The following is an 11001-nucleotide window of genomic DNA, read 5'->3' on the forward strand; positions in this document are numbered from 1 at the left end:
AGCAGAATCTGGCTGGAAGATGAAAAACTGAGTCCGGCACTGATTGCCGCCAGGTAGAGAGTCAATGGCCAACCGGTAGTGTCCCATGAGACCCTCTACCAATGGATCTGGCTGGTAAAAAAATTAACCATAGGCAGTTCAGGAAGGATAGAGGATTATACAAACACCTCAGACACGGCAAAAGAAACCGTAAAAGAGGGAATTACAGGGATTCCAGAGGACTGATAAAAGAGAGAGTCTCTATTGAAAAAAGGCCTTCCGTTGTGGAGCTGAGACAGCGGATCGGTGATATTGAAGTTGATCTGATGATGGGTAAAAACCATCAATCCGCACTTCTGGTACTGGTAGACAGGGTTACTCTGATCACCACGTTGGAAAAGTTAGAGGGTAAGAACGCCGATGTCATTGAACAAAAAATAACCAGAAGAATCGAACGAATTGGCTCCTCATTTTTTAAGTCAATCACGTTCGATAATGACAAAGCCTTCACCAACCATCGAATCAGGGATAAATTCAAATTAATAAACAAAGTATTTAGGAATTCAACCTTTGTGACTGCTTAGAATAGTATGGATTAAATCTTGAAAAGCAATATAAACAGAGGATTAGATTATTAAAAAGTTATTAAACTTTATGGGGCTATTTTGAAATTCTAAGAACATTTTCCATTAGTCAAAGTCAAGATCATTAGTAAGGGTCTCAAAAAAACAGGATCGTTGAAAGGACGTTAAAGTCAATAATAAGGTTATTACGAAATATTTCTTTACTTTTTCAGCAGAAACAAGCCTATCTTTCCCTACTTAGATATTAACTTCTTGTATATTTTTTTGGCTTTTCACTTCCCCTCAAGCTGAAACAAATAACTTTCAGATCAGTTCTCATCCTGCAAATAAAACAAAGGTAATGTGGTAATGCACAAAGTCTTATCATTCATTTTTTTATTAAGAGAAATTAAAATTGCATTGAGTAAGGTCTGTTTCTTTGAAGGCAATCTAAAGTTAAAGAATATCCACCTCTGCTTTAATTCACTTGATAATCAAACAAGTAAGAGTTTATACCACTTGTTACTACAAGTTCATACTCTCCTGATTTTAAAGCCAAAACTATTTTCATGGAATCCTGATCCACTTCTACAATATCCAAGGGGAATGGAAATGAAGATACCTTCGCCTTTTTTATTGGCCAAAATCATCTGAGTAGATCCTGTTAACCTATCAGGAATAAAGATCTCAACTTCTTTATACTGACTATCATAAATCCATCCTGGCCTTGCCTGAATAAAAGTTGATTTAGGGTGAAAAATTACCAGACCTGTATAAGCCCCTCCCCTCTTATACCTCCAGAAGAATTCCATCATTATACATAAGAATAAAGGATTCTGAAGTTTCCAAATCAATTTCAGGTAATAATAAATTTTCTGAAATTTTGCGTTTTCCAAATTAACGCAAGCTCCTGCTGTGTATTTGTAGAGAAAAATCCGACCTTACTTGAGCAAGGCCGGATTCAGTCCAAAAACACCTCTCGGTAAGAGGTTTCATCAAAACGAAAACAAATTCATCAAATTGTTTTGGACCTGGATTTTGTTGGCTTCACTTCCTTTTGACCCGTTAAACCTTTCTGTTTTTCTGACATCTTTTGTCCACTAGGAATCTCTTTCCCGCTTAGGTCTTTTTTTTATTTTCAAGTTGATTTTCAGTCAAGGTTTCTCGGCCTTTAATGGTTTGATTTAACTCTTCTACTTTGGTGTTAGGAATCTAGATGGAGTCAAAAAGCCTTAAATACTATTCCCCCTCTTCATAATCCACTGATACTCTAAAATCGCTTCAAAGGAGGGGCATTCTTTGATTCGTTCCCAAGGTTCTATGATTCCATTTCCGTTTTTGTCCGGCGAAAAGTCCCGATGGCCTAAAATCTTGATGGCTGAAATATCCTGAAACTGTTTGGCCCATTCTAGGGATTGAAAGATACAGTTTAGAATACCCGCTTGCTGTTGCTCAGTACGAGTATCCATAGCCAAATGAACATTGTTAGGATGTACTCCACCCACATAACAAATATGAATGGCGTGCTGATTGTAACCCCTGACTCCATTACTGACCTGGTCTAATGAGAGCAATTGATGAATTAAGCCATCCACCTCAATCAAAAAATGATAGCCCGGAACTTTCCATTTTAGTCTCTCTTTCCAAAATCTTTCGATTCCATCTCTGCCTGCATATCCCGCAGAACAATGGATAACAAGGTGTTTGATATATCGGATTTTTGAAATCATTGTGATTGTGTATTTGTATGATTGAGTAATTGAGTAACTGATTAATTGAGTAATTGAATGGTCTGCTTTTTCGTCTCTCGTCTCTCGCTTCTCCCTTCTCGCTTCTCCCTTCTCGCTTCTAGTCTCTCGCATCTCGTCTCTAGTCTCTAGCATCTCGCATCTCGTCTCTCGCTTCTCGTCTCTCGCTTCTCGCATCTCGCTTCTCAACCCTCTCATCTGTTATTTCAAAAAAAGCCGGGCAGGAAACCCGCCCAGCTTGATGATCAATAAGTCAGTGATGCATCCCCATCTTCCGGCTGATTTTCATCAACCGTCAGTTGAGTGATGGTCACCAGGATGGTTCCGGCTGTCACAGCATGCCCTGCCCATAGCAGTAAAGCGGCAGGAACAGAACCTGGAGCTGTCAAAACCGCCGTGCCTACAGCGGCTATTACCAACCCTATTCTTTTCAGTTTTTTAAAGAAGGGTGGTGTGGGGGCCAAAGCCCTCTGCTTGATTTCTGATAGTATTCCCATGTGATTAGTATTTGTATTGTTTAATTATCTGTTTTTAAGAAAGTCGAGCTTTCCGCATCAGCTGCTTTTTGAGCAAAAGCAACACCTCGGAGATTCTGTCAATCTCAGCTCTCAGACTCTCCTGTCTGGCTTTGATCTCCAGAAAATCCTCTTGCAGTTTTCTAAAGTCCTGAAACAGAAACTTGAGAAAATAAGCGATCACAGACAGCAAAACCGATATGATCGCCCCGGTAATGGTCAGTAACAGGATGGTATCTGACATTTTTCCAGTGAATAGGGAATGGGTTTGGATTCTATCTGCAATTGGAGGATCTCTCCTCTTCCCCAATATTCTCCCAGCTCATCAAATAATTTTTGAAAGGCCAGTTTGGTGAACAATGGAGTGCCATCTGCTCGGTAACAGCTGACCGGACAGAGTTCAAAAGTCCCCGGCAACTGATCAGCCCCCTTGGATAAAATCATGCCCTTATCCCCTACCCGTATTTGCCAGCCGCTTGCTTCACTGTGAAGGGGCTCCAGTTCATAGATCCCTTCCTCCAAGCAGGAAGACCCGGAACCAAAACAGGCTTTGGGAGCCTCCCTGATAAAGCATAGCTGTCTCTGACCCAGGAAAAGCCTCCCCAGGCTACCCCGGGGAGTGTACTTTCTAACCAAAAGCAATCTCATCAGGAAGACTTGCTCAGAGAGATAATTTTAGCTGCATTGTGCGCTCCGTTGTTGATGGCATATTCCACCCCGTTTACAATCTGGATAAATTCCACAGAGATCAAATAGGCGAAATGAGACCCTTCCAACTGGCTTTTGTCCACACTCAGAGTCTGAGCCATAGCCGGATCCAAAACGGATTGAACAGGACTGCTTGCCCCGGAGAGTGTTCGGGAGTTCTGATCAAAATCCACCCCCACTCCTGTAGCAGAAATCTTGAAATGCGTCGCTCCATTCGGAATCGCAATCATATCTCTGGGCACAAAGGCAGGCAACTGAACTTCCCAGCTGGTACCAGTTTCATCGAATTGCAGCTCAAAGAAAAGCGTGCTACTCAGAGAAGAGCCTGCGTTCAGTTCCAGATCCTTCAGCAGATCCCATTCCCCGTCTTTGACTCTTCGGTCTCCCCGAACATTGAGCTGATCGGATTTGAGCACTCTCATCAAGGCCTGGGTCAGTCTCTGATTGAGTCGCTTGTCGCCTATCTGCGAGATCACCGGTCTCAAGGCATCCCGCATCAGTTTGGAAGATTTGGCATTGTCGGCAAACTCCCGCATATTCTCCCGGGTTCTTGCAAACCGGGGATCATTCAGAATCCTGGATTTGCTGACTCCTCCTTTTTCGCGGGCCAAGTAGCCATCTTTGGTCTTGTAGAAGGAAAGCCTCCCGACTCTACCTTCCAGCGTAATTACTCCTGTTTGTTTTGCCATAGTAAAATGGGTTTAGGTTAAACATGAGGCTAAGATCCGGGAAGGAATTCCGGCTTTCAATCGAATGTGCGGTTGATGCGGATAATGCGTAATGAGCTTAAAAAGCTATTTTTTTTCCTAAAATTCAGAATATTCCAAAACAGACTGAATTGGAAAACTCTCTTGATTTTCGCTTATTTTTATGGAAGGCAAAATAATGATAAAACTGCCCCTGAAGAGGACCCGTCCACGGGAATTCAACTTCCTGAAATCCGGTTTTTCTGGAAGCCCCTTCCAAAATGGACCATTTCCTTTTCTCCACCGGATCATAGGCCAGGTAAAACAATTGGTCTCCTTCTTTGGCCAATCCCTCAAATTGATTTGGCCGCCAATGGATACTGAGTTTATTGTCTGCAATCCAAGTCAGGCTAAGTCCCTTCGGCTCCGTAAGGTCACCTGTACTTATCAATACCTTTTCAGGTTTTAAGACTGGGATTCCTTCCTCTGGAAAAACAGCTCGTTTAAGCCCCAGTGAAACAGCCTGGGCAAATCGCTTGGATTTATCGCTATCCGGCCTGAAAAACCCAAACTCCAGTTCAGTCCGAATCGGTCGCAAAAAGGAATTGATTTTTGAAAAAGCCTCCCTATGGTAGAGTTGTTTGGGAGAAGGCTCGCCACTTATTTTTCCCGGTCTTTTCCTTACACAGACTTTGCCGTTTCTTTCATAAAAAACCACATTTCCGAGCTTCCCGGAAATCTTCCCAAAAGGAAATTCTATTGATTTTGCCATAAGATAGAAGTTTAAAAAAGGCAGGATGATGCATATGCGCTTCGGGTTTAATTGGTATCGATACCCACTCAAACTCGGCTTGAATTAATTTGTAAGTCAAAGAAAAGCCGTCAATGAGCCGAAGATGAGCCGAAGAAAGCATGGAGTATCCTCCCTTTAGATTTTATTTGTTAGTTATTTTTAAAGTGAGTAATAGAGTAATTGAGAAATTGAGTATGTGAGTAATTGAAAGTGGGATGGTTCAATGTTCAATCTCAGGTTATCCTTTCTGTTGAAAAGCATGCTCCTTGGAAAGGCCTGACAAAATATTGATCCTTATAAACCGCCAACCATCAATTTTTATCAGCCAATATATTTTTCAACTTCCTCCAATGGAATTCCGGAGAATTCCGAAAACTCATCCAGAGTGACATACTGATGGGATTTTTTGCTGTAAAACTTTCGGATTTTATTTAATAGAGAATGTCCGTAGCGTTCACTTCTTCCAGTAATCAGCTGTATATCTTTAGGATATATGACACATCTTTTCTTAAACATAATTCCTCCTTTCAAAAGCGAATTATCCCATTCAGTCCCTTACTGTAGCGCATATTTTCGAAAGACCAAGCTTGGCAGCCTCCAAGGAGTAACCAGACTTTTTCCACCCAAAGCCATTCAACAGCGGATTCTTTTTGAAGTAACAATCCTTCTTCTCTGATTCGCTTTCCCAATCGTTCCAGTTCCCGAAATACCATATTTCTTACAGATTCAGAATCCTGAAATTGCTCCCGAATCAGGAGTTCATTGATGGGGTCGTTTTGCTTCCTTTCCTTTTCAAGAGAGGCCAAATCATTGGAAAGACAGATAAACCTGGCTACATCCTGCTCTATTCTAGCTTTTCTGCAGGATGCGGGAACTTCCTCCTCGGATAGCACCATCAAGGCGAGAAAAACTCCTGAACTGTGAGGTCGCATCAACTGATAGTCTCTGATTTCAGGAAATACACCTCCGATTTTTATGGCCAACTCCCAGTCCAAACCCTCCAGGTAATCAAACCAATGGCTTTCAAAATCCTCCTTCCAGGAACTGTTGTAATGGAATCCAATAAGCTTTTTGAGGTGTAAGGTTTCTTTGATCAAAGTCTCAAATACCCCGTTATTAAGAGGGTTCGGTTTACGCTTCAAACCTGAAACCAAGCAAGCTGCCTCCTTCAGGGACACTTGATCCATGTAATCATCAATCAAAAAAAGACATAAGAAAAACCGGCTGAGCAATTCCAGTTTTTCAGGATCCATCTCGGGATATAAGTAAGAAGCAAACCAGTTGATCTTATATAGTCTATACTGCTCAACAAAAGCCGGACTGTCAAAAAGATGCTGAGACCAAGCCCATTTTAAAGCTGAGTGATCCAATTCTCTAACTGAAACACTCAGGGCAGCGGGAAAGCTGATCAAACTGTTATTCATGATCCCCCTCCTTTCCGACTATTCAGCACTCTGCTGACTGTTCTCAGGCTGCATTGAAACAAACTGGCCCAATCCCAATTTTTAAGATAAAACTCTATACCGGGATGGGATTGTAGGAAGGCAGGATATCCCTCTTTAAAATCCATTCTCAGAATGGCATTCTGCCGATCCAGCCTTTGCTGGATTCTGTGATTAATCAAAATACCCAGTTGAGCAAATTCGGGGAATTGGCTGACCACTTGAATTTCAGCTTCTTTGGGGAATTCAAAAAACAGGATATCCGTCAATGCCCTGATTTCAACTAAGGATTTTTCCTCAGATAGATAGGAATGCATATCGAAGACCGTATCCGTCGGGCTTAAGACATAGCGGAGATGCAACTCTTCTTTTTGAGGATAATAGATTCCGACATATCCCTCGCAGATATATCGGCTGAGCGTTTCCACTGAACCAGAAGGTTTCAAAACCTCACCTCTTTTTCTTCTTTTCAAATCCAGAAAAAGGGAGATGGACCGATACAGATCTTCTGAAACAGGAAGAATACTATCGTAGTCTTCCTTCATCTGTTTAATGTATGTTTCCACAGCATTAAGGGGTTAAAAAAGTGAGACAATAAAAGTGTTAATCAGGCTGTACATACCCGATTCCTTGCAGTTTATTTCGGTGTATGACTAAAGTTTATGCTGAAAAATAAAGTTTGAAAACTAAAAAATCCTAATGGTTTTGGTTTAGGCGGATATTTTTTTGTTAAAAACACGCCAAATGGCGCGTTTTTAACATACTTTTTTTCGAAATGCGCCAAATGACTTGGTTTTCAACCAGTTCTAAATTGTAAGTTTGATTGACTTGACTTTTACTGTCATAAATACTTACAGCATGAAAAAAGTTGATTTGAATTTTGGACCGGTCAGGTTGGGAATCCTGATTGTCTTGGTTATTGTATGGACCTATACCGGACTTGAGAAGTTACTCAATTTGGAAAGCACCAGAAAGGCCATGCTCAATCAACCAATGCCCAATGAACTGGAGGAGGTTTTGGTGTGGGTGGTACCATCGATCGAATTAATCTTGGCAGGGATGTTGGTACTTGTATCAAGCCGATGGTGGGGATTATTGGCGAGTGCTTTGGTGCTCTCGGTATTTACTACCTATGTTGGCTTGATTTGGGTGGGAGCTTTTCCCAGGGTACCCTGTAGTTGTGCCGGATTTCTAGAATCCATGGGTTGGCTTGAGCACCTAATTTTTAATTCCTTTTTGATTCTAATCTCGGTGATTGGTTTGCGGATGGAGGGACTCGAACCCTTAGAAGAATGAGTATTTGTGTAATTGGGTAATTGGGTAATCAAGGAACTAGTTATTGGTTATTAGTTACTTCGTTTACGGCGAAATATTTATCCCGTAGGGATTTTAGCTCGGTAGAAAAAAGATTTAAAATATTCTCTCCATGCCGTAGGTATGGAAGAAGGTAGAAATACGCCTGTAAGAAGATAAGTTTAATTTCCAGAGATTGAAATCTCTGCCCGCCCACCGTGGTGGGGCTAGGAGACCAATCGTCGCTAAGCGACTTAACTTAACTTAAAGCTCGATGGTACTCAAAGCCTGAAAGGCTTTAACTTTTCAATAGCCCCGCCACGGCGGACAGGCAGGGGTTTTAACCCCTGGAAATAAAGTCACCAACCATCCCCAGCGCTGGCGCAATCGCTACATTTGAAAACGATGACTCAATGCCAGCAAGATGGAACCAAAAACCTTTATCAACCATCCATAGGATTTATTGAATTGGCGGGTCAATATAAATTATGTCCATACCCCAAATCATGGCAAACTCCTAAAGATTTCTTCGGATTACAAATCCTACGATAAGACCTCGGAATTGCTCCCGACTCCTGTCGTGGATCCAAGGAGCTTAGAAATACGCCTGCGGCGAAATATTTAAAAGATAATTTTCAAGATATAAGGAAGAAATGCCTTCGGCAAGATAGGCCTCTGATCGTATTCGTATCAAAAGCTCCAAAGGAGCGTAATTTATTAGCCCTGGGTGCAGCCCAGGGTATAAATAGGAACGGTAACCAACCCAGCGCTGGCGCAATCGCTACATTTGAAAACGATGACTCAATGCCAGCAAGATGGAACCAAAAACCTTTATCAACCATCCAGAGGATTTAATGAGTTGGCGGGTCAATAAAAATTATGTTCATACTTCAATTTATGGCAAACTCCTAAAGATTTCTTCGGATTACAAATCCTACGATAAGACCTCGGAATTGCTCCCGACTCCTGTCATGGATCCGAGGAGCAAAGGGCTTTGTCTGGATACAATATCACCATGCCAGCAAAAACCTGTCCGCCGTGGCGGAAGAAGACGAAATCCAAATTGGGTGTTTTTTAAAAACCTTCCCAACCCAATAAGCCTCCAAGGGATTGGAAACCCTTGGAGGGTTTTCCAAGACTCAAACTCAATTTTTTTGTTAAAAACCCGCCAAATGGCTCATTTTGAATGAATTATTTCTCCCATTACGCCAAATGGCTACCCTGATTTTCAGCATTCATTTTTAAGTTTCTTTTCCAATTACCAAAACCTTCGAGGTTTGGAAAACCTCAAAGGTTAAAGGAAAAAGAGGGCCAGCTGTGGAGGCTGGCCCGGCAGCCTGAAAACCTGCAAGTAAGGCTGCAAAAAATGAGGTAAAAGAATTTAAAAAAAGGAGGCTCATTTCTCTTGACAGTCAGGGCTAAGAGACTGATTGGTGTCCGGTGAACCTCCTCCAGGGAGATGCCGAAAACCCTTGTTAGAGTAGGCAAACAACCAAAACGGTTTGTCCCTTTTTGATGCGTTAAAAAAGGGTCCAATACAATGAATAAACTAGCAAAACTGCTTCCCGCACTGGCTTTGGTGCTGGGGGCAACTTTAGCCATGGCGATGAATTTCGCCAATCCACAGCCCATGCAGGTCTTTGCTGAAGATCCTGAGAATCCAGGGCAGTTTATCGATGTCACCAGCTTAGAGCCTGGTGTCGATTATATTTGTGACCAAACCGGGGATTGTCTATATGATGCTCCCAATGGAAATGTGGTACAACAAGGTACTTTCATCGATTTAAGATGAGAGGACGGGGAGGCCAGGCCTCCCCAATTGCTTTGAGATTTTTACGGATGGAGCTTGCTCCTATTTTTTTAAATGAAGGATTCACCTCAAGCAATTCCTGTCATCCCAGAATTAATTAATCTCTTCTGTCTGTTTGAGGTATTGGATTTAAGGCCAACTCATTTTCTGGGATAGGAAGTACATATTTCTTGGAAAGCGGATTCAAAATCACTGTTTCACCGTTGATTTCACGGGTTAAAACACGTTGAAATTCCGGCTCGGCATTTAACCTCCTGAGATCTATCCAGTTCAGCCCCCGATATACCAAACTCTTTCTTTTTTCTTCTACTATCCACTTTAGAATTTCCATCGAATTATTTTCATCCTTGGGCTCGTACTGATCGGCTAAATATCTTGTCTCCAGGAATTGGTTCATTAGGCCTAATGCCTCTCCAGTTTGGTTTCTTCTTGCAAGGCATTCTGCTTTAATAAGTTGGATCTCATCCAGTGCCAGCCCCCCGAACCGGGAAAAATTTCCGGAATATTGTCCTTTAAAGGTGTATCCTCCGTTGGGTCTAAGCTGGGTATATAAGGTTTTTCTCAAATCCCCCTCTCGGTATTTTTCCATCAATTCAGGGTTGACCCAAACCTGAATGTTAGATACCCCGGAAAATCCCGCTGAGATCAATACCGTATGGAATATCACCTCATCATTGTATTTCTCAAAAGGATAGGCTGCATTAGGATTGAGATTGGCATAGGAAATCAAGCTAACTTCTTGACGATTGATTACCCAATCAGCTGCCTCCTCCGCCATTTCATAATTTCCAATGGTCAGGTAAATCCTTGCCAGAAGGGCTTTTACCGCCAATTGGGAAGGCCTTGTTTTAATCGGATCAAGAAGTGGCAAAGAAATGAAAGCTTGATCCAAATCGTGTAGTACTTGGGAATAATAGCTCTGAAGTGAAACTCGTGGGGATCGCTCCAATATTTCAGAATTCAATCGAAGAGGAATGCCGGGTTCTTGATCATTAAGTCCTTGGAAATAGGCGGGGGAAAATAGTTGTGCTAGCATAAAATGCGCATGTGCCCGGTGAAATAGGGCTTCTGCTCTCATTTTAGTCAGCTCTTGGGTTTCCGGTAGTTTTTCAATTTGATCCAAGACCACATTGGCAATAAAAATGACCCGATAAATCCTTGACCAATCTGCAGCTCCTGTAGTCGGCCAGATTTCTTCCCTCCATAAATAGGCATTTTGTTCTTCCTCAGTTCTTAAAGAGGCCCAACCCCCATCTGTGATCACCAGATCGTCAGAAGAAAGCAGTCCAAATCCCGGTACCAAATTAAGCTCGCTATCATTGTCCAGCAAAGCCCGGATATCCGCTTCTGTAGTAGGGATCAGAATGCCCTTATTGGGTCGTTCCTCCAAAAATCCTGAACAAGCCATAAGCAGTGGGATTGCAATTAACCAAATTTTATTTTTGACAGAGTTTTTCATAACAA

At 42.0% G+C, this 11001-nt stretch carries 13 protein-coding genes and 1 pseudogene; 3 read left to right on the forward strand and 11 right to left on the reverse strand.

What is annotated here, in order from left to right; all coding sequences use genetic code 11:
- Positions 1-521 (forward strand): annotated as a pseudogene (locus B2906_RS13560) (IS30 family transposase); the annotation flags it as partial.
- 554 nt (positions 522-1075) lie between these two features.
- Here the strand turns inward: B2906_RS13560 and B2906_RS13565 are convergent.
- The 10 genes from B2906_RS13565 to B2906_RS13610 all read right to left on the reverse strand — a co-directional run bounded on the left by B2906_RS13565 (position 1076) and on the right by B2906_RS13610 (position 7000).
- Entirely contained in the window at positions 1076-1357 is a 282-nt protein-coding gene (locus B2906_RS13565; protein WP_219959362.1) for a hypothetical protein, read from the reverse strand.
- Positions 1358-1774: 417 nt separating this feature from the next.
- The gene (locus B2906_RS13570; protein ID WP_286940396.1) at positions 1775-2488 is read right to left on the reverse strand and encodes a peptidoglycan recognition protein family protein; all 714 of its coding nucleotides are present in this window, start codon (positions 2486-2488) and stop codon (positions 1775-1777) included.
- Between the two features lie 47 nt (positions 2489-2535).
- Positions 2536-2787 carry a hypothetical protein gene (locus B2906_RS13575; RefSeq protein ID WP_219958101.1) on the reverse strand — a complete coding sequence of 84 codons (252 nt, stop codon included), beginning with the start codon at positions 2785-2787 and terminating at the stop codon, positions 2536-2538.
- A 34-nt stretch (positions 2788-2821) separates the two neighbouring features.
- On the reverse strand, positions 2822-3049 hold the full coding sequence (locus tag B2906_RS13580; protein WP_219959181.1) for a hypothetical protein: 228 nt from the start codon (positions 3047-3049) through the stop codon (positions 2822-2824).
- Positions 3025-3453: a hypothetical protein gene (locus B2906_RS13585; protein ID WP_219959182.1), complete on the reverse strand. Its 429-nt coding sequence runs from the start codon at positions 3451-3453 to the stop codon at positions 3025-3027. The genes B2906_RS13580 and B2906_RS13585 overlap by 25 nt, the downstream gene beginning before the upstream one ends.
- The gene (locus B2906_RS13590; RefSeq protein ID WP_219959183.1) at positions 3453-4202 is read right to left on the reverse strand and encodes a hypothetical protein; all 750 of its coding nucleotides are present in this window, start codon (positions 4200-4202) and stop codon (positions 3453-3455) included. Before B2906_RS13590 ends, B2906_RS13585 begins: the two co-directional genes overlap by 1 nt.
- Positions 4203-4326: 124 nt before the next feature.
- Positions 4327-4971, reverse strand: a complete 645-nt coding sequence (locus B2906_RS13595) for a DUF6266 family protein (protein ID WP_219959184.1) — start codon at positions 4969-4971, stop codon at positions 4327-4329.
- A 342-nt stretch (positions 4972-5313) separates the two neighbouring features.
- Positions 5314-5508: a hypothetical protein gene (locus tag B2906_RS13600; protein ID WP_286940411.1), complete on the reverse strand. Its 195-nt coding sequence runs from the start codon at positions 5506-5508 to the stop codon at positions 5314-5316.
- Between the two features lie 11 nt (positions 5509-5519).
- A complete protein-coding gene (locus tag B2906_RS13605; RefSeq protein WP_219959186.1) occupies positions 5520-6416 on the reverse strand; it encodes a terpene synthase family protein in 897 nt (298 codons plus the stop codon).
- A complete protein-coding gene (locus B2906_RS13610) occupies positions 6413-7000 on the reverse strand; it encodes a Crp/Fnr family transcriptional regulator (RefSeq protein ID WP_286940414.1) in 588 nt (195 codons plus the stop codon). Before B2906_RS13610 ends, B2906_RS13605 begins: the two co-directional genes overlap by 4 nt.
- A gap of 292 nt (positions 7001-7292) precedes the next feature.
- On the opposite strand from B2906_RS13610, the gene B2906_RS13615 reads away from it, so the two are divergent.
- The gene (locus B2906_RS13615; RefSeq protein ID WP_286940416.1) at positions 7293-7730 is read left to right on the forward strand and encodes a MauE/DoxX family redox-associated membrane protein; all 438 of its coding nucleotides are present in this window, start codon (positions 7293-7295) and stop codon (positions 7728-7730) included.
- Between the two features lie 1537 nt (positions 7731-9267).
- Positions 9268-9519, forward strand: a complete 252-nt coding sequence (locus B2906_RS13620) for a hypothetical protein (protein ID WP_219956357.1) — start codon at positions 9268-9270, stop codon at positions 9517-9519.
- Positions 9520-9634: 115 nt separating this feature from the next.
- Here B2906_RS13620 and B2906_RS13625 read toward each other — a convergent pair whose 3' ends face one another.
- Positions 9635-10996 (reverse strand): RagB/SusD family nutrient uptake outer membrane protein, encoded by a 1362-nt coding sequence (locus tag B2906_RS13625; protein WP_219956358.1) that lies wholly within the window; start codon positions 10994-10996, stop codon positions 9635-9637.
- Positions 10997-11001 lie beyond the last annotated feature (5 nt).

The sequence above is a fragment of the Algoriphagus sp. UBA3586 genome, from assembly GCF_002376385.1.
Taxonomy (GTDB): Bacteria; Bacteroidota; Bacteroidia; order Cytophagales; family Cyclobacteriaceae; genus Algoriphagus; species Algoriphagus ornithinivorans.

Coding starts and splice junctions, on each gene's coding strand:
- B2906_RS13565 (WP_219959362.1), bottom strand. CDS start 1,357: ATGATGGAATTCTTCTGGAGGTATAAGAGGGGAGGGGCTTATACAGGT.
- B2906_RS13570 (WP_286940396.1), bottom strand. CDS start 2,488: ATGAGAGGGTTGAGAAGCGAGATGCGAGAAGCGAGAGACGAGAAGCGA.
- B2906_RS13575 (WP_219958101.1), bottom strand. CDS start 2,787: ATGGGAATACTATCAGAAATCAAGCAGAGGGCTTTGGCCCCCACACCA.
- B2906_RS13580 (WP_219959181.1), bottom strand. CDS start 3,049: ATGTCAGATACCATCCTGTTACTGACCATTACCGGGGCGATCATATCG.
- B2906_RS13585 (WP_219959182.1), bottom strand. CDS start 3,453: ATGAGATTGCTTTTGGTTAGAAAGTACACTCCCCGGGGTAGCCTGGGG.
- B2906_RS13590 (WP_219959183.1), bottom strand. CDS start 4,202: ATGGCAAAACAAACAGGAGTAATTACGCTGGAAGGTAGAGTCGGGAGG.
- B2906_RS13595 (WP_219959184.1), bottom strand. CDS start 4,971: ATGGCAAAATCAATAGAATTTCCTTTTGGGAAGATTTCCGGGAAGCTC.
- B2906_RS13600 (WP_286940411.1), bottom strand. CDS start 5,508: ATGTTTAAGAAAAGATGTGTCATATATCCTAAAGATATACAGCTGATT.
- B2906_RS13605 (WP_219959186.1), bottom strand. CDS start 6,416: ATGAATAACAGTTTGATCAGCTTTCCCGCTGCCCTGAGTGTTTCAGTT.
- B2906_RS13615 (WP_286940416.1), top strand. CDS start 7,293: ATGAAAAAAGTTGATTTGAATTTTGGACCGGTCAGGTTGGGAATCCTG.
- B2906_RS13620 (WP_219956357.1), top strand. CDS start 9,268: ATGAATAAACTAGCAAAACTGCTTCCCGCACTGGCTTTGGTGCTGGGG.
- B2906_RS13625 (WP_219956358.1), bottom strand. CDS start 10,996: ATGAAAAACTCTGTCAAAAATAAAATTTGGTTAATTGCAATCCCACTG.